The sequence below is a fragment of the Streptomyces sp. NPDC002309 genome (assembly GCF_053593375.1).
Map to the genome: position 1 here is coordinate 52,310 of NZ_JBSFCI010000030.1, position 21,806 is coordinate 74,115.

The following is a 21,806-nucleotide window of genomic DNA, read 5'->3' on the forward strand; positions in this document are numbered from 1 at the left end:
TCGGTGACTCAATCCGAGACGCGTGAGACAGACCACACACATATGCCGGAACCTTCCCGTTTTCGGGGCCGACCCCTGGTGGGAGACGGCCTGTTCGCCGTCCCGCCTCGCTCTCCGGCCTCCGCGCGTCGCGCCCCGCCCGCTTCCCACCCTCGAACCGGGGCCCGAATCGGCCGGTCCGCCCGTTTTCACACCTTGCCGCAGGTCACTCGGTCCTGGCTTGATCTTGCCTTTCCCCATACCCTCGTTCGGCCCCGCGGTACCGGTACGTGTCGTCCGCCCCGCCCGCCCGCGGGGCGGACGACCGCCGCGTCGCCGCCCGCCCCTGACCGCCCGGCAGGACCACCACCGCCGAGGTCTCGACCCGGCCGCTGTGCTCGAAGTGGAGCGTGAACGGCACGACGTCGCCGACATGCCAGCCCGGGCCCGCCCGAAGCGTCACGTCCAGGCCGAGCGGTGTCATCGACAGGTCCCCGCCCGCGGGGACGGGGGCGGAGCCGACGACGGCACGATAGGCGGCTCCGCCGTCGGTCATCCGGTGGCGGCTGAGCGCGGGTTCCGGGCCGTCCCCGTCGGAGGTCACCGCGACCAGCCGGTCCTCCGCTCCCCCGGAGTTGGTGATGTCGAAGAACGCCGCCGTGTCGGTGGTGTCACCGAACGGCAGGAAGACCCGGCCGGGCGCGACCTCGATCCGGGGCGGACCGCCCGCCCGGCCGGTGTCGACCCACGCGGTCAGCGCGCCGAGGGCGACCGCGCAGGCCGTCACCGGGGCGAGGACGGTGAGCAGGGTGTCGGCGCGGCGCGCCCGGCTCATCGGGCGAGCCTCCGCCCACGCCCCGGCTGCCAGGTGCGCAGCCGCAGGCTGTTGCCGACGACCAGCAGGGAGCTGACCGACATCGCCGCCGCGGCGAGCATGGGGGTGAGCAGCCCGACCATGGCGAGCGGCAGCGTCACCGCGTTGTAGCCGAAGGCCCAGACGAGGTTGGCGCGGATCGTGGCCAGAGTGCGCCGGGCCAGCCGCACCGCGTCCGCGAGTGCCTCGATGTCCCCCCGCACGAGCGTGACGTCGGCCGCCCCGATGGCCACGTCCGTGCCGCCGCCCATGGCGATGCCGAGGTCGGCACCGGCCAGCGCGGCGGCGTCGTTGACCCCGTCGCCGACCACCGCGACCCGGCGTCCGTCCGCCCTCAGCCGCCGCACCAGCTCCGTCTTGCCCTCAGGGGTGCGGCGGGCGTGCACCTCGGTGATGCCGAGGGACGCCGCGACGGCCCGGGCGGGCGCCTCGGCGTCGCCGGTGGCGAGCACGGGCTCGATTCCGAGGCGGCGCAGCCGTTCCACCGCGCGGTAGCTGCCCGGCCGTACGACGTCCCCGACCTCGACGACCGCCGCGGCCGTCCCGTCCACCCGGACCAGGGCCGGCGTCCGCGCGGCCGCGTGGGCCGCCTCCCGGGCCGCGGCCAGTTCTCCGGGCAACTCTCCCGCGCAGGAACCGACTTCGACCAGCCGTCCCTCGACCAGGCCCCGCACCCCCTGTCCCGCCACGGCGGAGAAGTCGTGCACGCCGGGCAGCGGCCGGGGCGCGTAGGCGGCGATCGCCCGCCCGAGCGGATGCTCCGACCCCTGCTCGACGGCCCCGGCCAGCCGCAGCACGGCGTCCCGTCCGGGCCCGTCCGGCGGTGTGGTGATCCGGGCGACGGTCATGTGCCCGGACGTGAGCGTGCCGGTCTTGTCCAGGACGACGGTGTCGATGTGCCGCAGCCCCTCCAGTGCCTGCGGCCCGGTGACCAGCACGCCGAGTTGCGCGCCGCGTCCGGTGGCGGCCATCAGGGCGGTGGGCGTCGCGAGGCCGAGGGCGCACGGGCAGGCGACGACCAGCACGGCCACGGACGCGGTGATCGCGGCCTGGGGATCGGCCCCGGCGCCCAGCCAGAACCCGAGCACGGTCACGGCGAGGGTCAGCACCACCGGGACGAACACCCCGGCCACGATGTCGGCCAGCCGCTGCGCCTTCGCCTTGCCTGCCTGGGCCTCCGTCACCATCGCCGTGATCCGGGCGAGCTGGGTGTCCGCGCCGACGGCGGTGGCGCGCACCAGCAGCAGCCCGCCGGCGTTGACCGCCCCGCCGACCACCGCCGTGCCGGGCCCGACCTCGACGGGTTCGCTCTCCCCGGTGACGAGGGCGAGGTCCACGGCGGAGCTGCCCTCGATCACCTCGCCGTCGGTGGCGATCCGCTCTCCCGGCCGCACGACGAAGACCTGCCCGGCCGTCAGCCGCTCGACGGGGACGAGCCGTTCACCGCCGTCCGCGTCCCGCACCGACACCTCCTTGGTGGCGAGCCGCGCCAGCGAGCGCAGCGCGGCGCCGGTGCCGCGCCGGGCGCGTTCCTCCAGCACGCGGCCCGCCAGCACGAACAGCGGCACGGCGACGGCCGCTTCGAGGTAGAGGTGCGCGACACCGTCCCCGGCGGACGGCACCAGGCTGAACGGCATCCGCATGCCGGGGGCGCCCGCGCCGCCGAGGAAGAGCGCGTACGCCGACCACGCGAAGGAGGCCAGCACGCCGAGCGAGACCAGGGTGTCCATGGTCGACGCCGCGTGCCGCAGCCCCCGCACGGCCCGTACGTGGAACGTCCAGGCTCCCCACACGACGACGGGCGCGGCGAGGACGAAGCACAGCCACTGCCAGTTGCGGAACTGCAGGGCGGGCGCCATGGACAGCACCAGCACGGGCACCGCGAGCAGCGCCGTCACCGTCAGCCGGCCGAGTTCGGAGTCGTCCGGGGGCGCGGGCTCCGCGGGCTGCGAGGGTGCGGGCAGGGCGGCGGTGTAGCCGGCCCGTTCGACCGTGGCGACCAGTTCCTGGGGGCGCACGTCGGTCGGGTGGGTCACCCGGGCCCGTCCGGTCGCCAGGTTGACGGTGGCGGTGACGCCGTCGAGGCGGGCCAGCCGCTTCTCGACCCTTCGCACGCAGGCCGCGCAGGTCATTCCGCCCACGGCGAGGTCGGTGGTCGTCAGGGCGGGGGCCGGCGTGGTCGTCATGGGGTGTGGCCTCCGGTGCGGTCGCCGTGCGTGCCGGTGCCCGTGTGGGGGTCCGCCTCCTCGGTGGCACCGCCGTCGGGGCGGTGCATGCCGGGGGCGACCGGGCCGACGGCCGCTCCGACGGCGTAGGCCACCACGAACACGACGGCGAGCAGCAGGAGGAAGCCGCCGAGGGCGGGCGGGGGCAGCAGGTCCCGGAGCGCCCTCGGGGCGCGGCGGGCGGGTGGTCGGGGGTCGTGCATCACCGGTCTCCAGATCGCGTCGCACGGTGTCACTCGGTTCGCACCGTGCCGGTACAGGAGTCGGGGACGGTGCGGGTGGAGTTCCACGCCACCGGTGTGGGTTGGGTCACACTGTGCGATCGCGCGATTACGGTAGGACGCGCAGCGAGCACCGTTTCTTCCCCTTTTGAGGTGTTTCACCATGGCCCTGAGTATCCGCAACCAGCTGTCCGGCACCGTCACCGCCATCACCGCCGGCGAGGTGATGGCCACCGTCGGGGTACGGCTCGACGGGGGGCAGGACATCACCGCGGCGATCACCGTGGACGCGGTACGGGACCTGGCGCTGGCGGAGGGGAGCGCCGTGCGCGCCCTCGTCAAGTCCACGGAGGTCTCCCTCGCCACGGGTCCGGTGGACGGACTGTCCATCCGCAACAGGCTGCGCGGCACGGTCCTGGGGGTCGGCACGGGCGGCGCGATGGCCGCAGTCAAGGTCGCGGTGGAGGGCGGGGAGCTGACCTCCGCGATCACCAGGGACGCGGTCGACGACCTCGGCCTGGCGCCGGGTTCTCCCGTGGTCGCCCTGGTCAAGGCGACGGAGGTGTCCCTGGCGGCGGGGTGACGCCGGCTGCCTCGCCGTACTCGTCGGGGAGGCGGACCGCGGGGCCGCCCACCTGGAGACCGAGGGGTTCGGCGCGGCCCTTCGGCTCCTCCCAGGACTCCTGGCGGCCGAGCGCGGTCAGGTCGAGGTAGTTGTCGCCGTTGTGGAACTCCTCGATGCCCCGGCCGAACGCCGAGTAGGTGTGGAACACCTCGTCGCCGACCCGGAGGAAGGCGCTGACGCCCGGGTAGTCGCCACGCCAGCTCTCCTCCCATGGCATGCCGACGACGGCGAGCTCGGCCGGAGTGCGGTAGTTGAGCAGCACCGGTGCCACGCGGTCGTCGAGCGTGGCGTGGAAGTCGTAGTTGAAGTCGCTGCCCGCGGAGGAGTACCAGGGGAACGTCCAGCCCATCCGGTCACGGAACGCGGCGATCCTGGAGTACGGCGCACGGGACACCGCGGCCAGGGAGGTGCCCCGCACGTGCAGTTGGCGCAGCCGGGCGGGGATCTGGTCGGCGGCGGAGGAACAGCTGGAGCAACCGTGGTCGCGGGGGTGCTCGACGCCGTCGGCGTCGATGTCGTGGACCCACATGAAGTGGTGCACGACCAACTGGGGCCGGCCCTCGAACAGGTCGGCCAGCCCGACCGTGCCGTCCGGTCCCTCGAAGGTGTACGGCTTCTCGACGCGGACCATCGGCAGCCGTCGCCGACGCGCGTTGACCCGGTCGCGGGCCCGGGTGAGCTCCTTCTCGTGGACCAGCAGTTCCTTGCGCGCGGTCAGCCAGTCCTCACGGGACACCACCTCGGGCAGCCCGGTCATCTCCCTCACCTCCGCGCGATCCGGACGACGGTCGGTCACCATGCTGGTCCCCCACGGCGTCCCCCACCACCGGGCCGGGCCGAAAGACGCACACGCCGTCCGACACAGCCTTGATTTAACGCTTCGTTTTCTTGAGTCGTTCGTCTTTGCCGCGATAGGTTCCTCCGCATGACCACGTCCCCGAAACCGACCACCGCCGAGGAACTGCGCGGTGCCGGCCTGCGGGTGACGGCCGCTCGCGTCGCGCTGCTCGAGACCGTCCGGGCCGGTGACCACCTGGGCGTCGAGGCGCTCGCCTCCGGCGTGCGCGATCGCGTGGGCCACATATCGCTGCAAGCGGTGTACGAGGCGCTGCACGCGCTGACGGCGGCGGGCCTCGTCCGCCGGATCGAACCCGCGGGCAGCCCGGCACGCTACGAGGGCCGCGTCGGGGACAACCACCACCACCTCGTGTGCCGGTCCTGCGGCACGGTCACCGACGTCGAATGCGCGACCGGCCAGGCGCCCTGTCTGACCGCGTCGAACGACCACGGCTTCTCGGTCGACGAGGCCGAGGTCATCTACTGGGGCCTGTGCCCCGCCTGCTCCACCCGTACTTCCTGAGCACCGTGATCCACGTCCCGAAGAAGGATGCCCATGGCTGAGAACCCGGATGCACTCGTCACCGACTCCAAGGCGGAGGGCGCGGGCGGCTGCCCCGTCCCGCACGGGCGCGCCGCTCACCCCACACAGGGTGGCGGCAACCGCCAGTGGTGGCCCGAGCGCCTCAACCTGAAGATCCTCGCCAAGAACCCCGCCGTGTCCAACCCGCTCGGTGAGGACTTCGACTACGCCGAGGCGTTCGAGTCCCTCGACCTGGCGGCCGTCAAACGCGACCTCGCCGAGGTGCTCACGACCTCGCAGGACTGGTGGCCCGCCGACTTCGGCCACTACGGTCCGCTGATCATCCGGATGGCCTGGCACAGCGCCGGCACCTACCGCATCAGCGACGGCCGCGGCGGCGCCGGCGCGGGCCAGCAGCGCTTCGCGCCGCTGAACAGCTGGCCGGACAACGCCAACCTGGACAAGGCCCGCCGTCTGCTGTGGCCGGTCAAGAAGAAGTACGGCCAGAGCATCTCCTGGGCCGACCTGATGATCCTCGCCGGCAACGTCGCCCTGGAGACGATGGGCTTCGAGACGTTCGGCTTCGGCGGCGGCCGCGCCGACGTCTGGGAGCCGGAGGAGGACGTCTACTGGGGTCCCGAGACCACCTGGCTCGACGACCGGCGCTACAGCGGCGACCGCGAGCTGGAGAACCCCCTCGGCGCGGTCCAGATGGGCCTCATCTACGTCAACCCCGAGGGCCCCAACGGCAACCCGGACCCGGTGGCCGCGGCCCGCGACATCCGTGAGACGTTCCGCCGGATGGCGATGAACGACGAGGAGACCGTCGCCCTCATCGCCGGTGGCCACACCTTCGGCAAGACCCACGGCGCCGGCCCGGCCGACCACGTCGGCAACGACCCCGAGGCGGCCTCCCTGGAGGAGCAGGGCCTCGGCTGGAAGAGCACCTACGGCACGGGCAAGGGGGGTGACACCATCACCTCCGGCCTGGAGGTGACCTGGACGACCACGCCCACCCAGTGGAGCAACGGCTTCTTCAAGAACCTCTTCGAGTACGAGTACGAGCTGACGGAGTCCCCGGCCGGCGCCAAGCAGTGGGTGGCCAAGAACGCCGAGGCGACCGTCCCGGACGCGCACGACCCGTCGAAGAAGCACCTGCCGACGATGCTCACCACCGACCTGTCGCTGCGCTTCGACCCGATCTACGAGCCGATCTCCCGCCGCTTCCACGAGAACCCGGCGGAGTTCGCCGACGCCTTCGCGCGTGCCTGGTACAAGCTGACCCACCGCGACATGGGCCCGAAGTCGCAGTACCTCGGCTCCGAGGTCCCGGCCGAGACCCTGCTGTGGCAGGACCCGCTGCCGGAGGCCCAGGGCGAGGTCATCGGCGCCGAGGAGATCTCCGCGCTGAAGGCCAGGCTCCTCGGCTCCGGTCTGACCGTCCCGCAGCTGGTCGGCACGGCGTGGGCCTCGGCCTCGACGTTCCGCTCCGGCGACAAGCGCGGCGGCGCCAACGGCGGCCGGATCCGCCTGGAGCCGCAGCGTGGCTGGGAGGCCAACGACCCCGACCAGCTCGCCCAGGTCCTGCGCACCCTGGAGGGCGTCCAGCAGGAGTTCAACGCGGGCTCCACGAAGAAGGTCTCCCTGGCCGACCTGATCGTCCTCGGCGGCGCGGTCGGCGTGGAGAAGGCCGCCAAGGACGCGGGCCACGACGTCGAGGTGCCCTTCACCCCGGGGCGCGTCGACGCGACGGACGCGCACACGGACGCCGAGTCGTTCGCCGCGCTGGAGCCGACCTCGGACGGCTTCCGCAACTACCTCGGCAAGGGCAACCGGCTGCCGGCCGAGTACCTGCTGCTCGACCGCGCGAACCTGCTGACGCTGAGCGCTCCCGAGCTGACGGTGCTAGTCGGCGGTCTGCGCGTCCTGGGTGCCAACTCCCAGCAGTCGAAGCACGGCGTCCTCACCGAGAACCCGGGCACGCTGACGAACGACTTCTTCGTCAACCTGCTCGACCTGGGTGTGTCGTGGAAGTCGACGTCCGAGGACCAGTCCACGTTCGAGGGCCTCGACGCCGCCACGGGCGAGGTCAAGTGGACCGGTACCCGCGCCGACCTCGTCTTCGGCTCCAACTCCGAGCTGCGCGCGGTCGCGGAGGTCTACGCGAGCGACGACGCCGAGGGGAAGTTCGTGACGGACTTCGTCGCCGCGTGGGACAAGGTCATGAACCTGGACCGGTTCGACCTGGTCTGACCCGATACGACACCGAGGCCGTCCGGTCCCGCCCCTCTCTGGGTGCGGGACCGGACGGCCTCGGTCGTCGTGCGGGGAGCAAGGCGGCGCCCACGGTGGCCACTTCGGCCGAACGGGCCACCGCGAGGTCATCGGCAGTCGTAGGTCAGCCTCGTGACCGCCGTGCGCTTCGACGGCGTGAGGACGCGGAGTTCCGCCCGGCCGGCGTGGTGGCCCTCGCCCTCGAAGGTCCAGCGGAGACTGAGGGTGGCGTGACGCTGACCGCGCGGCAGACGTTCGCGCAGGACGCCCGAGGACGTGCCGTCGCTGCGGAACCAGCGGTAGGTGAACGTACCCGGGCGGCCGTTCGTGGTGACCTGGGCAAGGATCTGCGCCGTCCCTCCGCAGCCCAGCTCTTGCGGGCGGGCGGTGACCGACACGTCGCGCACCTCCACCGAGGGGCCGAGCCGCTGCCACGCCAGGAGGGCGAGGACGCAGAGGAACACCAGTGCCGGCAGCGCGTAAGGGCGGAGCCGGCCGCGTGGGGTGCGCGGCGGCGTGGCGGGCGCGACGGGCTGTGTGCCGTGGATGCGGTGGGCCGTCGCCGCCGTGACGCCGGGGCCGAAGTGCAGGACCGTGCCCTCCACCCGGTCCGCCGCCGTCGCGGCGGACCCTTCCAGGGCCGTCGTGGCCGACTCGTCGAGGGCCGTCGTGGCCGACTCGTCCAGGGCCGTCGTGGCGGGTTCCTCGTGCTCCGGGCCGGTGAACCAGTGGCTGCCCAGCACCGTCGCGCTGTACTCGGCGTCGGCGGAAGGGCCGCCCGGACTGCGGGTGGGCTCCTCGGGGACACGGTCGTCGGGTGTGGTCATCGCACACACACCCCGCCGCCGACTCCGATCCGCTGGGACGCGCCGCCGTCGGCGCTCGCGGGGTCGGTCGCCGCCTGGACCGTCCAGTACCAGAAACAGTCGGCGTTCTGGAAGGCATGGTCGACGGTGACCCTGTAGGTGGTGTCTCCACTGAGCTCGAACGCCTGGGCGGCCCCGTCGGGCGCCCCCGGCTCATCCCGGTCCTGGCCCGAGAACCACGTGACGGCGAGGGTCAGTGGTCCGGTGCCGTCGGCGGTGACGGTCAGCGTCGCCGTGGCCGTGGACGGCCCGGTCTGCCGGAACTCCGTCACCGCGATGTCCTTCACGGCGGGCGGAACAGGCTCGGTCACCGGCGGTGGCGTCGTGGTCACCGGGTCCGTGGGCTCCTCCGACGGACTCGGAGCGGACGACGTCTCCGGAGCGCTGGACGACTCCGTCGGCGTCGGGCTGGTGCTGGTCGAGGCGGAGGGCGTCGGACCCTCGCTCGTCGCCGAGGCGGAGGGCGTCGGTGTGGGCGTCTCGCTCGACTGCGCGACGGGGCCGGCCCCGGGTCGCGCGCTGGTCGTCGCCAGCGCCCGCACCGCCTCGTCCGGGGAAGCGGCCGGGGCCGGCCGGACACCATATGCCAGAAGGACGCCGAGCAGCGCCAGGGCCGCCGACAGCAGGAGTCCCGTCCGGCCCGGCAGCCACGGCCGCAGCCGGCCTCCCGGGGAGGGCTGACGCAGCACCGTGCGGGCGAAGTCCGTCGTGGAGGCCGGGGACGTACGGCCCGACGGCAGCAGCAGGGGCAGCAACGCGACCAGCGCGGCGAGCGCTCTGCGTCCACGCTCCTCCCAGTCGGGCCCGTACGAGGCCTCCGCCACCGCTTCCAGTTCCCGCACGAACTCCTCGGCGTGCGGGGGCCGCTGTGCCGGGTTCTTCGCCAGGCCGCGCGCCACCAGACCCCGTACCGCCTCCGGCACCTGTTCCACCGGAATCGGCGCGTCCAGGTGCCGCAGTGCCAGCTCGGCGAAGTTCTCGCCCCGGTACGGCTTACGGCGGGTGAGGCACTCGAAGAAGGTGACCGTGGCCGCGTACACGTCGGCGGCGGGCGAGGCGGGCGCACCGGTCCATTGCTCCGGCGCCATATAGGCCGGCGTCCCGGCGATGCGCGCGCTGACGCCGGAGTCCACCGCGATGCCGAAGTCGACCAGGCGGGAGGACCCGTCCGTGCCGACCAGGACGTTCTCGGGCTTGTAGTCGCGGTGGACGACTCCGACCCGGTGCGCGTCGGCCAGCCCCAGCAGCGAGCCCTTGAGGACGGTGAGCGCCGCCTCCGGTGGCAGTGGGCCCTGCCTGGTCAGCAGGGTGCGCAGCGAGATGCCGTCGACCAGTTCCATCACGATCGCGGCCCCGTCGGGGCTCTCGACGTACTCGTACAGGCCGACGACGAACGGGCTCCCCAGCCCGCCCAGCAGCCGCGCCTCCGAGCGGAACCCCTGGACGAAACCCGGCCGGGTGCGCAAGGAGTCGTTGAGGTACTTCACCGCGACCGGAACCCCGGTCTCCACATGAACGGCGAGCACGACCCGTCCGCTCGCCCCCGAACCGAGTTCCAGCGACTCGGTGTATCCCGGCACCGTCCAAGTGCTCATGTCCGTCCCCCCAAGGCCGCCGTGCCCCGGTACCTCACCCGCCCCGGAGCATCGAGCACGGGATGAGAGACATATTTTCGGGCATGACGGTTGCGGCAGGACAGACCTTTGCAACCCAGACCCGCGCGGAACCGTCCTGCGCGTATCCGCCCGGCGGCGGACCGGGCCGAGACGAAGATCGCCGCACCGCGGGAAGGGGGGCTCCCGCGGCTGGTGCGGCCCTTGGTCTCCAGGTGGGCGACGATCTCCCCGCGGTCCCGAAGAACGATCAAGGGCCGGTTTCGGATACCTCCGAAACCGGCCCTGATCTACGACTGTCTCCAGTCGGGACGACAGGATTTGAACCTGCGACCCCTTGACCCCCAGTCAAGTGCGCTACCAAGCTGCGCCACGTCCCGGTGCGGTCTGACCTGGGGTTTCCCCCGGGTGAACGCGCAGGGAAACAATACCGCACTCGGGTCGGTGGTCGCGCATCCGTTTGTCGCCCGCGGCCCGCGCGGCACGTGGTCGCCGCGCGAGCCGCCTCGCGGCGATCACCGCGAGGCGGCGGCCGCCGATGTCCGGGAGCGGTGGGTGTCGACGCGTACCAGGTCCCGGATGGCCGGCACCGCCAGCAGGGACAACACGACGACGACGCTCATCACACCGGCCACGAGCAGGACCCGGTCCGCGCCGAGCGCCGCCGCGGCGGGCCCCGCGAGGGCCTGGCCGACGGGCAGCATCGCGAGGGAGCCGGCCACTTCGTAGGCGTGGATGCGGTTGAGCACGGCCGGCTGGACCTGCGTCTGCACGCTGGTCGCCCACATCACGCCCCAGAACGACATCCCGGCCCCGGCGACGGCCGCCCCGAGCGCCATCGCGGGGATGCCGAGTCCGAGTCCGACCGTCGCCGGGAACCCCGCGAAGCCGAACAGGGCGATCGCCCCGGCCCTCAGCATCCGGCGCGGCCTCAGCCGCAGGGCGACGAGCCCACCGACGACGGTGCCGGCGCCGAGGGCCGAGTTGACCAACCCGTAGGCGCGCGGTCCGTGCTCCTGGACCACCTCCGTCGCCACCAGCGGCACGGTCGGGCCGAAGACCGTGATCATGTACAGGCACCACACGGCGATGACCGCCCACAGCCAGGTGCGCGACCTGAACTCCCGCCATCCCTCCACGAGATCGGCCTTGAAGGCACTCGCCCCGCGCCCGGCGGGCAGGCTGCCCGGCAGCGGCGGCAGCCGGAGGAGCAGCAGGCACAGGGCGCTGACCGCGTACGTGGCGGAGTGCACGGCGAAGACACCGCCCGCCGACGCGACGCCGACCAGGACGCCCGCGACGGCGGGGCCGACGAGCTGGGCCGAGGACTCGGCGATGCGCACGGCGCCGTTGGCGCCCTGGACGTCGGAGGCGAGCCGGGGCACCATGCTCGCGACACCGGGCTGGAAGACGGCGCTCGCGACACCGTTGACCACGCCTATCGCACAGATCTCCCACAGCACCACGCGGTCCGCGAAGAAGAGTGCCGCGGTGAGTGCCTGTGTGCCCAGCCGCACCGCGTCGGCCCAGATCATCAACTTGCGCGTACTGAAGCGGTCGGCGACGACCCCGCCGAAGACGACCAGCGCCGCGAACGCCCCGGCCGTCGACGCCATGGCGAGGCCCACCGCGCCGGCCCCGTACCCGTGCTGGAGCAGGCCGGCGGCGAGCGCCACCGGGAGCATGGTGTCGCCGAGACGGGCCACGGCTCGGGCGGCGAAGAACAACCCGAAGTCCCGCGACCAGACCGGCGGTACGGCCGCCTCAACACCGTCCTCGCCCGGACCGCTCCCCGAACGGGTCTCGCCACCGCCCGGACCGCTCCCCGCACGGCCCCGGCCGCCCTCTCCCGCGCTGCCCCGCTCCCCCACGTCGGCAACGTTGTCCGGCGTCCCGCCCATCCCCGCGCTCCCCTCCCCACGTCCACGGCAGCCCCTGCCGCCCGGCGCCCCGGTTCCACCCCCCGGGGATCATGCCACCCCGCTCCGACAGCCAGAAGGCGAGATTCACCCCCCGGACGGCAGCCCGAGCTCCGGATGTGCCTCCAGCAGCCGGGGCGGCGCGGCCTGCCGCCACGAGTCGGCGAGGATGTCCCGCAGCTCGCCCTCGTCCTCCAGCGCGGAGAGCCGCACCCGCACCCACGCGAACTGCGCCTCGTGGTCGGCCACCCAGAACTTCCCCGGCTCGGCCAGGACCAGTTCGTCGCGCTCCTCCTTGGGACAGCGCACCGCGAGGGAGGTCTCCTCCTCCGGGAGCGTGGCGAACATCTTTCCCGCGACCCGGAACGTGGGCATGCCCCAGGCGATCTTCTCCGTCGTGTCCGGCAGGGACAGGGCTTTACGGCGTACGTCTTCGGCATCCGGCATGAGACGCAAGGTAGCGCCTGGCACCGACAGTCACCCGGCGAGGACGTGTGCTCCGACCTGCTTGTAGTAGACGGTCGTCGGCCGCAGCACCCCAGCCGGGGTCGCCGCGTAGTCGGGGATCGCGCCGAGCGGCGTCCAGCCCGCCGCGCGGTAGAGGCGCTCGGCGGGGCTGTCGGTCTCGGTGTCGAGGTGGAGGAGCGTGACGCCGGCGGCGACGGCCGCCCGCTCGGCGGTGTCGAGGAGCCGCCGCCCCAGGCCCCGCCCGCGCGCCTCCCCGCGCACCATCAGCTTCACCACTTCCGCCCGGTGCCGGCTGTTGGGCTTGTCCGCGAAGGCCAGGCTCACGGTCCCGAGGACCCGTGTCCCCTCGCGGGCCGCCCAGACGGCGAGTCCACCGGCGGCCACCCCGGCCGCCCGCCCCCGCCACCAGGCGAGCGCCTCCGCCCGGTCGAGCGGCGCGAGGAAGCCCACCGAGGCGCCGCCGTGCACCGTCGCGACCAGCAGATCCGCCAACTCTTCGGCACGTTCGCGCACTTGCGTCCCGGTCAGCGCTTCCACGATCACGGCAGCACCACCGCCAGCACGTACCGCACGTCCTCTTCCCCGGCGCACCGGAAGCGCGTCGGCCCCCACACCCGCAGCCGCAGGCTGTCCCCGGCCGCGAGCGGATGCTCCACGTCCCGCACCGTCACCGCGAGGGCCCCTTCCAGCACCCAGACGTGCTGCTCCAGACCGGGCACGGGCGGCCGGTCGTAGGCGATGTCCGCACCGGCCGCGAGCCGCGCCTCGACCAGTTCGCCGCGCAGCCCCGCGTGCGGCGGCGACACGGACCGCCGGACGAATCCGGAGGCCCGGTCCTCCCACACCGGCTGGTCGGCCGCCCGCACCAGCAGCGCGGACTCGCCTTCGACCTCGCTGAGCAACTGGGACATCGTGCGCCCGTAGACGGCGCACAGGCGGTTCAGCATGGCGGCGGTGGGACTGATCTCCGCGCGCTCCGCGCGGGACAGGGTCGACCTGCTCACCCCGCTGCGCTCCGCGAGCTCCCCCAGGGACCAGCCACGCCCGGACCGCAGCTCGGCCAGTCGCGCGCCGAGCCGGGTGTCGACGTCGTACGGGACACCGAGATCGTCATGTCTCACATCCGGGACGCTATCCCGGATATGAGACAGCCGTGTTACGGAATCCTCACCCCGGACCCGCTCACGCCTGGGCGGCCTCTCCCAGCGCCTCCAGCACCGGCCGGATCAGGGGGTGCCCCTCCGCGCCCCGGCGTACGGCGGCGAAGACCCGGCGCGTGGGCGCCTCCCCGTCCACCGGACGGACCACGACACCGGTGAGGTCCACCCCGCGCAGCGCGGAACGCGGTACGAGGGCCACACCCGCGTCCGCCGAGGCCAGGGCCACCACCGCGCGGAAGTCGTCCGAGGAGTGGTCGAAGCGGGGCTGGAACCCGGCGGCCTCACAGGCCAGCACCACCACGTCATGGCAGGGGTTGCCGGGGTACGGGCCGATCCACGTGTCCTTGGCCAGCTCCGCCAGCGGCACCTCGCCCGTCTCCGCCAGCCGGTGGCTGACGGGCACCACCGCGTCGAAGGGCTCGGCGTACAGCGGGGCGTGCGCCAGCCGCGGATCGTCGGCCGGCGGAGCCCCGCGGTACTCGACGGCGACCGCGACATCGACCTGCCGGTCCAGCACCATCGGCAGACTGGCGTCCCCCTCGGCGTCCCGGACCCGCAGGGAGATGCCGGGCGCGGTCCGCGCGAGGCGGGCCACGGCCGGCGCGACGACCTGGGCGATGCCGGTCGCGAAGGAGGCGACGCTCACCGTGCCGGCGGCCCCCGAGCCGTACGCGGCCAGCTCCGCCTCCGCCCGCTCCAGCTGGGCGAGGACGGCGTTGGTGTGGCCGAGCAGGATCTCGCCGGCCGGGGTGAGCCGCACCCCCTTGGCACCGCGCTCCACCAGCCGGTGCCCCGTCTCCTGCTCCAGGGCCGTGAGCTGCTGGGACACCGCGGAGGGGGTGAGGTACAGCGCGGCGGCAGCCGCCGTGACGGTGCGGTGGTCGGCCACCGCACGGAGGATGTGGAGCCGCCGTGCCTCGATCATGGCATCGATTCTCTCAAACGCGCCTCGCCGGTGGATCGCCCCTGGTCGGAGGGGTCAGGCGTCCAGCTCCGCGCGCGCCGCCACGAACGCCTCCACCGCGCGGTCGACGTCCTCCGTCGAGTGTGCCGCCGACAGCTGGACGCGGATGCGCGCCTGTCCCTGCGGCACGACCGGGTAGGAGAAGCCGATCACGTACACGCCGCGCTCCAGCAGCAGCTCGGCCATCCGCCCGGCCCGGCCGGCGTCACCGATCATCACCGGCGCGATGGCGTGGTTGCCGGGCGCGATGTCGAAGCCCTCCTCGGTCATCCGGCGCCGGAACAGCTCGGTGTTCGCGGCGAGCCGCTCCCGCAGGTCGCCCGCCGACTCCAGCAGGTCGAGCACCTTCAGCGAGGCGGCGGCGATCACCGGAGCGAGGGTGTTGGAGAAGAGGTACGGACGGGAGCGCTGGCGCAGCAGCGCGACGATCTCGGCGCGGGCGGCGACGTAGCCGCCCGAGGCGCCGCCGAGCGCCTTGCCCAGCGTGCCGGTGATGATGTCGACCCGGTCCATCACGCCGTGCAGCTCGGGGGTGCCGCGCCCGCCGGGGCCGACGAAGCCGACGGCGTGCGAGTCGTCGACCATGACCATCGCGTCGTAGCGGTCGGCGAGGTCGCAGATCTCGTTCAGCGGTGCCACATAGCCGTCCATGGAGAAGACGCCGTCGGTGACGATCAGCTTGCGGCGCGCACCACCCTCGCCCGCCTCCTTCAGCTGGCGCTCCAGGTCCGCCATGTCGCGGTTGGCGTAGCGGAAGCGGCGTGCCTTGGACAGCCGGATGCCGTCGATGATCGAGGCGTGGTTCAGGGCGTCGGAGATGACCGCGTCCTCGGGGCCGAGCAGGGTCTCGAAGACGCCGCCGTTGGCGTCGAAGCAGGAGGAGTACAGGATCGTGTCCTCCTGCCCGAGGAACGCCGACAGCCGCGCCTCCAGCTCCTTGTGCACCTCCTGCGTGCCGCAGATGAAGCGGACGGACGCCATGCCGTAGCCCCAGCGGTCCAGGGCGGCGTGGGCGGCGGCGATCACCTCGGGGTGGTCGGCGAGGCCGAGGTAGTTGTTGGCGCAGAAGTTGAGCACCTCGCCGGGGCGGCCGCCCGCGGAGACGTTGACGGTCGCGGACTGCGGGGTGTCGATCACGCGTTCGGGCTTGTGCAGACCGGCGGCGCGGATCTCGTCGAGGGTGGCGCGCAGGTCGTCGCGCACGGAGTCGAACATGACGGGGTCTCCTAAAGGTGCTGTGGGGGTTACGCGGTCCAGTCGAGGATGACCTTGCCGCCACGGCCGCTCGCCGCGTCGGCGAACGCCGCCTCGAAGTCGCGGTAGTCGTACCGGCCGGTGATCACGGGCGCGAGGTCGAGGCCGCCCTCCAGCAGCACCGACATGGCGTACCAGGTCTCGAACATCTCCCGGCCGTAGATGCCCTTGATGGTGATCATCGAGGTGACGACCCGGGCCCAGTCGACCGGGAACTCCTGCGCGGGCAGGCCGAGCATCGCGATCCGCCCGCCGTGCGTCATGTTCGCGATCATGTCCTGGAGGGCCTCCGCGCGGCCGGACATCTCCAGACCGATGTCGAAGCCCTCCCGCAGAGCGAGGATGCGCTGACCGTCCGCGATCGAACCCTCCCGCACGTTCAGGGCGAGGCTGACCCCTATCTTGCGGGCGATCTCCAGTCGCTCCTCGCTCACGTCGGTGATGACGACGTTGCGGGCACCCGCGTGGCGGGCCACGGCCGCGGCCATCAGACCGATCGGGCCGGCCCCGGTGATCAGCACGTCCTCGCCGACCAGGGGGAACGACAGCGCGGTGTGCACGGCGTTGCCGAACGGGTCGAAGATCGCCGCCACGTCCAGGTCCACCGGCACGCGGTGCACCCACACGTTGGTCGCGGGCAGCACGACGTACTCGGCGAAGGCTCCGTCCCGACCGACCCCGAGCCCGACGGTCGCCCGGCACAGGTGGCGGCGGCCGGCCAGGCAGTTGCGGCACTTGCCGCACACGAGATGGCCCTCGCCGCTGACGCGGTCGCCGGCCTTGATCTCGGTGACGTCCCGGCCTGTCTCCACGACCTCGCCCACGAACTCGTGTCCGAGGACCAGCGGGGTGCGGATCGCCTGCTGCGCCCAGCCGTCCCAGGAGTGGATGTGCAGATCGGTGCCGCAGATCCCGGTGCGCAGCACCTTGATCAGTACGTCACCGTGGCCCACCTCGGGATCCGGGACGTCCATGAGCCGCAGTCCTGGCTCCGCTTTGTCCTTGACCAGTGCCTTCACCGCTACGGCTCCTGAGGGTGAGATCCCTGCCGCGGGCATGCAGAAGAAGCCCCCGGACGGGGAGGGAAGTGGAATCGCACAGCAATCTGCCGTACGCCGCCGTCCTGGTCCATCGAGGATTTCTTAACCGCCGCCGCAGCTTTCCTTCACACGTCCGGCGCGACGTTCACCTGGTCAGAGCAGAACTCCGCCGTCCCCGGGTCCTTCGAGCCGTGCGACGAGATCCGCGGCCGTCGCCTTGATGGTCTCCAGACCGGAACGCCCCCAGGGGCGGGGGGAGACATCGGCGACGCAGACGGTGCCGAGCGTCATGCCCGTGGTGTCGATGAGCGGCGCGCCGAGATAGGAGTGCACGCCGAACTCGTCCACGACCGGATTTCCGGCGAACCGCGGGTAGTCGCGGACGTCCTCCAGCACCAGCGCCTTGTGCCGGACCACCACATGGGGGCAGAACCCGTGGTCGCGGGGCAGGAAGCGGCCCATCACCGGCCGGCTCCCGTCCTCCCTCACGACGAGCCCGACGTCCGGCGCGTGCAGTCCCGCGAAGAACTGGCCCGACTCTCCGAGGAAGTTGACCATGGCGTACGGCGCACCGGTCAGCGAGGCCAGATGGCCGGCGTAGGCGTCGAGGGCGGGTTCCGGACGCTCCCCCAGGCCCAGTTGGAGCAGTCGCCGCGTGCGTGCGGGGGCCTCCTTGTCCTCGGGGGTGAGCAGCAGCCGACCGGCCGGGCGCGGTGGGTCGTACCTCATCTCCGGGTCCCGTCGCTGTGGGCGTACGTCATATGCGGCTCCGGTGCGGTGTGTGCGGGTATCACATGTGGGCGCCATGGCTGGGCGCGGGCGTGACGGGTGCGTGGGCGATCAGATGGCGGACGAGCACGAGCAGGGTCTGTACGCCGGAGGCGGAGATCCGGGCGTCGCAGCACACGACGGGGACCTCGGGGTGCAGGTCGATGGCGGCGCGCACCTCCTCGGGGTCGTAGCGGTGACCGCCGTCGAACTCGTTGACGGCGACGATGAATCCGAGGCCGCGCTCCTCGAAGAAGTCGACGGCCGCGAAGCACTCCTCCAGGCGGCGCGTGTCGGCGAGGACGACCGCGCCGAGGGCGCCCTCGCACAGTTCGTCCCACATGAACCAGAAGCGCTCCTGGCCCGGTGTGCCGAAGAGGTACAGGACGTGTTCCGGGTCGAGGGTGATGCGGCCGAAGTCCATGGCCACCGTCGTCTCGACCTTGTTCTCGATGCCGTCGAGGTTGTCGGTGGCCGCACCGACGGTGGTGAGCAGTTCCTCGGTGCTGAGCGGTGCGATCTCGCTGACGGCGCCGACGAAGGTGGTCTTGCCGACGCCGAAGCCGCCCGCGACCAGGATCTTGAGCGCGGTGGGGAACGGGTCGGCTTCGTGGTCGTGGTCGTGGTCGTGTGCGCGGTCGGAGTCGTGGTCCGAGCGGTCGTCGTAGTCAGAGTTGTCGTCGTAGTCCATCGAGCACTGCCTCCAGAAGGGCCCGGTCCGTAGGGTTGTGTTGGAACTCGGGGGGTTTGGTGGTGAGGGCCCCGGAGTCGACGAGGTCCGACAGCAGCACCTTGGTGACCACCGCCGGCAACCTGAGGTGCGCGGCGACCTCGGCGACCGACACCGGCGCCCGGCACAGGTCGAGTGCCTGGGCGTGCTCCGGGCCGAGATAGCCGAGAGGGGTGGCTCCGGTGACCCTCACCTGGGAGATGAGGTCGAGCGCGACGGAGGGGCGGGTACGGCCGTTGCTGACCGTGAAGGGACGCACCAGTCGTCCCGCCGCCTCGTCGAGCCACGGCCCGTCGCCGGCTGCCGTCACGTTCAAGGCCTCATCGCCGGGGGTTCGACGGACTGCTGCCGGGGAGCGGTCACCAGGTAGGGGCGGACGCTCTTGACGAGCATGGCCATCTCGTAGCCGAGTACGGCGGCGTCGGCCTCGCGGCCGGCCAGCACGGCCAGACACGTGCCGGAACCGGCCGTGGTGACGAACAGCAGGGTCGAGTCCAGTTCCACGACGACCTGACGGACGTCGCCGCCGTCGCCGAACCGGACACCGGCGCTGCGGCCGAGGGAGTAGAGGCCGGAGGCCAGGGCCGCCATGTGGTCGGCGCTGTCGGGGTCGAGTCCGTGGACCGACTTCACGAGCCCGTCGCAGGAGAGGAGCACCGCGCTGCTCGTGTGCGGCACGCGCTGCACGAGGCCGCTCATCAGCCAGTCGAGATCGGATACATGGCCGGTGGGGGCATCGGTCGCCATGGTGGATCGACTCCTTGGGATACGAAGGTCCGCGGGCGCGCCCGTGGGCGCGCCGGCGGTCATTGCGGTGGGGGTGGCGACGGCGGCTGCGGTCATCCGGCTGGTCCGCCCCCGTCGTGGCGGGCGGGATGGTCCGGGGCCGAACGGGCGGTGTCCCAGTGCGGGCGCACGTCCCCGTACGCGGCGTCCGTGTGCCGTACGTCCATCTGCGATGCGTCCATGTGCGGTACGGCTATGTGCAGTCCCTCCATGTGGGATGCGTCCATGTGCGGTACGGCCATGGGGAGTTGCGTCGGCAGGGGGATGACGTCCGCGTGGCGGACGTCCGGTGGGGTGGCCGACGGCGGGCTCTTCAGGTGCGAGGAGTCGAGGTGCGAGGAGTCGAGGTGCGCGGGCCCGGAGTGCGCGGGCTCCGGGTGCGCGGGCTCCGGGTGCGAGGGCCCGGAGTGCGAGGGCCCGGAGTGCGAGGATTCCAGGCGTGCGGGCTCCGTGGACGGCGGCTCCGGTGGCGGGGCGAACTCCCCGTAAGGGGCCTCCGGGTGGCCCGGTGCCGGGTGCGCGGGTTCCGCGTGGTCGGCCCCCGCCTGCTGCTGGGCCTCGGCGAGGCCGAATCCGCGCTGGAACGCCGCCATCAGGCCGGGGTCGTGACCGACGGGGTCCTCCACGTCCTGGCGGGGTGCCGGGCCCCCGCGCAGCTGCGGCACGATGTGCTCCTGCGCGCGGCGCCGGGGCAGTTGGGGCTTGCCCATGGTGCCGCGGACGGTGCCGGTGCGCGGGGCGAGCGGCGCGGCGGTGTGTTCCTCGACGGTCGGCCGGTCGCCGGGCCGGATGCCGGGCACTGCCTCGGCCGGGTTGGGCCGCTCCTTGTGGGTGCCGCGCATCGGCAGGGGCGAGGGGGCGGCCGGGGCGATCGCGCCCGGGACGGGGGCTGAGGGAGCGCCGGGGACGGCGTGGCCGGGCGCGGCCGGCGCCTCGGTCGCGGGCCGGTGGCGCTGCGGAGGCGACGCGGGCGGTGCCGGCGGCGCGGGCCGGGGCGCCTCGGGTGCCGGTGCGAGCCCTGGCTGCGGGTGCTGTTGCGGCGGAGGGGCCGGGCGGTCGGCGTCGGGCTGGTGGCCGAGCAGCGCCTGCGGCACGACGAGGACGGCCTGGACACCGCCGTAGATGTTGGTCTGCAGCCGGACGGTGATCCCGTGCCGCCGGGCCAGTTGGGAGACCACGAACAGCCCGATCCGGCCGTCCGCGAGCAGACGGCCCACGTTGACCTGGTCGGGATCGGTGAGCAGGGCGTTCATCCTGTTCTGCTCGTCGACGGGCATCCCGAGTCCGCGGTCCTCGACCTCCACGGCGAGACCGGAGGTGACGAGGTTGGCGCGCAGCAGCACCTGGGTGTGCGGGGCGGAGAACACCGTGGCGTTCTCGACCAGTTCGGCCAGCAGATGGATCACGTCGGCGACGGCGTGCCCCCGCAGGGTGCCGTCGATCGGCGGCACGAGACGCACGCGCGAGTACTGCTCGACCTCGGCGATGGCCGAGCGCAGCACCTCGGTCATGGAGACGGGGTTGCTCCACTGGCGCCGGGAGACGGCGCCGCCGAGCACCGCGAGGTTCTCGGCGTGGCGGCGGATACGGGTCGCGAGGTGGTCGACGTGGAAGAGCCCCTTGAGCAGCTCGGGGTCCTCGATCTCGTTCTCCAGGTCGTCCAGGATCGCGATCTCGCGGTGCACCAGCGACTGGAGGCGCCGCGCGAGGTTGACGAAGACCTCCAGCTTCTGTTCGCTGCCGGCCTGGCTGGAGAGCTGCGCGGCCTGCACGACGGCGGTGACGGCGCCGTCGTGCGCGCGGGCCAGGTCGGCGGCGAGCAGCTCGAAGTCGTCGGCGTCCTGCGGCGGACCGCCGCGCGGCTTGCGCTGCGGTGGCAGCTCCCCGCGGCGCAACGCCTCGACCAGGGTGCGCAGATCGGCCTCCCGGCGGGCGCTGCTGCGGCGCAGCGCGCCGACGCGGTCGTGCACCGCCCGGGCGGCGCGACCGGCGGCGATCACGGCGATCCCGATGCCCGCGAGCGTCACACAGGCCGCGCAGGCCAGTACGGCCCACAGCGTGAGGCTGGTGCGGGCGCCGGTGGAGCGGACGGTGAACAGCACGGCCGCGCAGGCGCTGAGGGCGACCGCGAGCGGCGGCAGGACGGCGAGTCGCAGCAGCTGGGGCCGTATGTGGGCCTCGGGCAGCGAGGGAGCGGTGTGGGCGACCGGCCGCCCGTGCCGCCCGCCCTCACGGCGGTCTGCGCGTGCGGCGGGTGCGCGGAGGTGTGACATCGGGCGTCCTCGTACTGGTCCGGCGGTCGGCAGCCGGGGCGGGCCCGTTCGGCCTGACACGGGCATGCGGCGGCTCGGTGCCGGTCGACGACGCCGAGAGGATTTCGGCCCTGCGTCGCCCGACGGACACTGACAGTAGTCGGCAACGCATCATGTGCGGTGGGCAGTTGACAAAGTCCTACGGCAATCGTCCCGCTCTGGTATGAGGTCTCGTACGACAGACCGATAAGCGCGCCGTGACGGTCATGTCGATGCTGTCAGAGATTGATCCGACCTGGTCGGAAGCGATCAGGAAGCGCCGGTCGCGATAAGCGCCCGTGCGCCGCCGCGACCGCCGGCCCCACGGGAAGGGGCCGGGGCTCATGAGCCCCGGCCCCGCCGGCGTGCCGGTCCCCGACCAGCGGACG

At 73.0% G+C, this 21,806-nt stretch carries 21 protein-coding genes and 1 tRNA gene; 3 read left to right on the forward strand and 19 right to left on the reverse strand.

Annotated features, from left to right (window positions below; all coding sequences use genetic code 11):
• Positions 1–205: 205 nt before the first annotated feature.
• Genes ACWCPM_RS24230 through ACWCPM_RS24240 form a run of 3 tightly spaced genes read right to left on the reverse strand, consistent with a single transcriptional unit; the run spans position 206 to position 3,281 of the window.
• Positions 206–814, reverse strand: a complete 609-nt coding sequence (locus tag ACWCPM_RS24230) for a copper chaperone PCu(A)C (protein ID WP_450978342.1) — start codon at positions 812–814, stop codon at positions 206–208.
• The gene (locus ACWCPM_RS24235; protein ID WP_450978343.1) at positions 811–3,039 is read right to left on the reverse strand and encodes a heavy metal translocating P-type ATPase; all 2,229 of its coding nucleotides are present in this window, start codon (positions 3,037–3,039) and stop codon (positions 811–813) included. Before ACWCPM_RS24235 ends, ACWCPM_RS24230 begins: the two co-directional genes overlap by 4 nt.
• Entirely contained in the window at positions 3,036–3,281 is a 246-nt protein-coding gene (locus ACWCPM_RS24240) for a hypothetical protein (RefSeq protein WP_450978344.1), read from the reverse strand. The genes ACWCPM_RS24235 and ACWCPM_RS24240 overlap by 4 nt, the downstream gene beginning before the upstream one ends.
• 181 nt (positions 3,282–3,462) lie before the next feature.
• Between ACWCPM_RS24240 and ACWCPM_RS24245 the strand changes: the two genes are divergently transcribed.
• Entirely contained in the window at positions 3,463–3,882 is a 420-nt protein-coding gene (locus ACWCPM_RS24245; protein WP_450978345.1) for a TOBE domain-containing protein, read from the forward strand.
• Here ACWCPM_RS24245 and ACWCPM_RS24250 read toward each other — a convergent pair.
• The gene (locus ACWCPM_RS24250; protein ID WP_450978346.1) at positions 3,848–4,681 is read right to left on the reverse strand and encodes a DUF899 domain-containing protein; all 834 of its coding nucleotides are present in this window, start codon (positions 4,679–4,681) and stop codon (positions 3,848–3,850) included. The genes ACWCPM_RS24245 and ACWCPM_RS24250 overlap by 35 nt on opposite strands.
• A 168-nt stretch (positions 4,682–4,849) precedes the next feature.
• On the opposite strand from ACWCPM_RS24250, the gene ACWCPM_RS24255 reads away from it, so the two are divergent.
• A complete protein-coding gene (locus tag ACWCPM_RS24255; RefSeq protein ID WP_450978347.1) occupies positions 4,850–5,284 on the forward strand; it encodes a Fur family transcriptional regulator in 435 nt (144 codons plus the stop codon).
• Positions 5,285–5,317: 33 nt separating this feature from the next.
• Positions 5,318–7,537, forward strand: a complete 2,220-nt coding sequence (gene katG, locus ACWCPM_RS24260; protein ID WP_450978348.1) for a catalase/peroxidase HPI — start codon at positions 5,318–5,320, stop codon at positions 7,535–7,537.
• A 128-nt stretch (positions 7,538–7,665) separates the two neighbouring features.
• Here the strand turns inward: katG and ACWCPM_RS24265 are convergent, their stop codons facing one another.
• The 15 genes from ACWCPM_RS24265 to ACWCPM_RS24335 form a co-directional block, all read right to left on the reverse strand.
• Complete coding sequence (locus tag ACWCPM_RS24265) at positions 7,666–8,385, reverse strand: hypothetical protein (RefSeq protein ID WP_450978349.1); 720 nt, start codon at positions 8,383–8,385, stop codon at positions 7,666–7,668.
• Positions 8,382–10,019, reverse strand: a complete 1,638-nt coding sequence (locus tag ACWCPM_RS24270) for a protein kinase domain-containing protein (protein WP_450978350.1) — start codon at positions 10,017–10,019, stop codon at positions 8,382–8,384. The genes ACWCPM_RS24265 and ACWCPM_RS24270 overlap by 4 nt, the downstream gene beginning before the upstream one ends.
• A 324-nt stretch (positions 10,020–10,343) precedes the next feature.
• Positions 10,344–10,417, reverse strand: a tRNA-Pro gene (locus ACWCPM_RS24275).
• 135 nt (positions 10,418–10,552) lie between these two features.
• Entirely contained in the window at positions 10,553–11,938 is a 1,386-nt protein-coding gene (locus ACWCPM_RS24280) for an MFS transporter (RefSeq protein ID WP_450978351.1), read from the reverse strand.
• 105 nt (positions 11,939–12,043) lie between these two features.
• Entirely contained in the window at positions 12,044–12,403 is a 360-nt protein-coding gene (locus ACWCPM_RS24285) for an MmcQ/YjbR family DNA-binding protein (protein WP_450978352.1), read from the reverse strand.
• A gap of 30 nt (positions 12,404–12,433) precedes the next feature.
• Positions 12,434–12,967 (reverse strand): GNAT family N-acetyltransferase, encoded by a 534-nt coding sequence (locus tag ACWCPM_RS24290; protein WP_450978353.1) that lies wholly within the window; start codon positions 12,965–12,967, stop codon positions 12,434–12,436.
• Entirely contained in the window at positions 12,964–13,545 is a 582-nt protein-coding gene (locus ACWCPM_RS24295) for a helix-turn-helix domain-containing protein (protein WP_450978354.1), read from the reverse strand. The genes ACWCPM_RS24290 and ACWCPM_RS24295 overlap by 4 nt, the downstream gene beginning before the upstream one ends.
• A gap of 61 nt (positions 13,546–13,606) precedes the next feature.
• Positions 13,607–14,509 (reverse strand): LysR family transcriptional regulator, encoded by a 903-nt coding sequence (locus tag ACWCPM_RS24300; protein ID WP_450978355.1) that lies wholly within the window; start codon positions 14,507–14,509, stop codon positions 13,607–13,609.
• Between the two features lie 54 nt (positions 14,510–14,563).
• A complete protein-coding gene (locus ACWCPM_RS24305) occupies positions 14,564–15,763 on the reverse strand; it encodes a glycine C-acetyltransferase (protein WP_450978356.1) in 1,200 nt (399 codons plus the stop codon).
• Positions 15,764–15,792: 29 nt separating this feature from the next.
• A complete protein-coding gene (gene tdh, locus ACWCPM_RS24310) occupies positions 15,793–16,821 on the reverse strand; it encodes an L-threonine 3-dehydrogenase (RefSeq protein WP_450978357.1) in 1,029 nt (342 codons plus the stop codon).
• A 174-nt stretch (positions 16,822–16,995) separates the two neighbouring features.
• A complete protein-coding gene (locus ACWCPM_RS24315) occupies positions 16,996–17,571 on the reverse strand; it encodes a GAF domain-containing protein (protein WP_450978358.1) in 576 nt (191 codons plus the stop codon).
• A 61-nt stretch (positions 17,572–17,632) separates the two neighbouring features.
• A complete protein-coding gene (locus ACWCPM_RS24320; RefSeq protein WP_450978359.1) occupies positions 17,633–18,301 on the reverse strand; it encodes a GTP-binding protein in 669 nt (222 codons plus the stop codon).
• Positions 18,279–18,650 carry a DUF742 domain-containing protein gene (locus tag ACWCPM_RS24325; protein WP_450978360.1) on the reverse strand — a complete coding sequence of 124 codons (372 nt, stop codon included), beginning with the start codon at positions 18,648–18,650 and terminating at the stop codon, positions 18,279–18,281. The genes ACWCPM_RS24320 and ACWCPM_RS24325 overlap by 23 nt, the downstream gene beginning before the upstream one ends.
• A 2-nt stretch (positions 18,651–18,652) precedes the next feature.
• Positions 18,653–19,087, reverse strand: coding sequence for a roadblock/LC7 domain-containing protein (locus ACWCPM_RS24330; protein WP_399890654.1), 435 nt, complete (start codon positions 19,085–19,087; stop codon positions 18,653–18,655).
• Between the two features lie 92 nt (positions 19,088–19,179).
• Positions 19,180–21,399, reverse strand: a complete 2,220-nt coding sequence (locus tag ACWCPM_RS24335) for an ATP-binding protein (protein WP_450978361.1) — start codon at positions 21,397–21,399, stop codon at positions 19,180–19,182.
• Positions 21,400–21,806 lie beyond the last annotated feature (407 nt).